This is a genomic window from Vibrio sp. YT-19(2023) (assembly GCF_033337395.1).
In genome coordinates this window covers 1-741 of the sequence record NZ_JAWOQN010000431.1, presented here as the reverse complement: position 1 = coordinate 741, position 741 = coordinate 1, and the positions used below count along the sequence as shown (strand labels likewise).

2 protein-coding genes are annotated in these 741 nt (G+C 47.0%); both read left to right on the top strand.

Annotated features, from left to right (window positions below):
- Positions 1–531 (top strand): ATP-binding cassette domain-containing protein (locus tag R7E78_RS26355; protein WP_318058639.1); only part of this gene is annotated, 531 nt, incomplete at its 5' end.
- A gap of 5 nt (positions 532–536) precedes the next feature.
- Positions 537–741 (top strand): tetraacyldisaccharide 4'-kinase (locus tag R7E78_RS26350; protein ID WP_318058638.1); only part of this gene is annotated, 205 nt, incomplete at its 3' end.

The following is a 741-nucleotide window of genomic DNA, read 5'->3' as shown; positions in this document are numbered from 1 at the left end:
ATTCGTGACTATGAATTGAAGAACTTGCGTGAGCAGTTTGCTTTGGTTTCGCAAAACGTACATCTTTTCAATGACACCATAGCAAACAACATTGCTTACGCGACGGAAGATAAGTACCAGCGCAGCGATATTGAGCATGCAGCGAAGCTGGCTCACGCAATGGAATTCATCAATAAGATGGAAAATGGTTTAGATACCATGATCGGCGAAAACGGCGCGAGCTTATCTGGTGGTCAGCGCCAACGTGTAGCGATTGCTCGAGCGTTGCTGCGTGATGCACCTGTACTGATTCTTGACGAAGCAACCTCTGCACTGGATACGGAATCTGAGCGTGCCATCCAAGCTGCATTAGATGAGCTGCAGAAAGATAAAACCGTGTTGGTGATTGCTCACCGCTTGTCAACGATCGAAAAAGCCGATGAGATTCTAGTCGTAGACGACGGTGCCATTATTGAACGAGGTAATCACGCAGACTTGATTGCTAAGAATGGCGCTTACGCTCAACTTCATCGCATCCAGTTTGGCGAATAGTTGCTGTGGTTGAAAAAATCTGGTTTGAAAATCATCCATTAAAATATCTGTTGTGGCCATTATTATGGCCACTCAGTGTGTTGTTTGGTGCAATCAGTAGAGCGAAGCGTCAACAGTTCCAAACTGGTCGCAAGCAAGCGTATCAAGCACCCGTGCCCGTAGTAGTGGTCGGTAATATCACCGCTGGTGGCAATGGTAAGACGCCTGTTG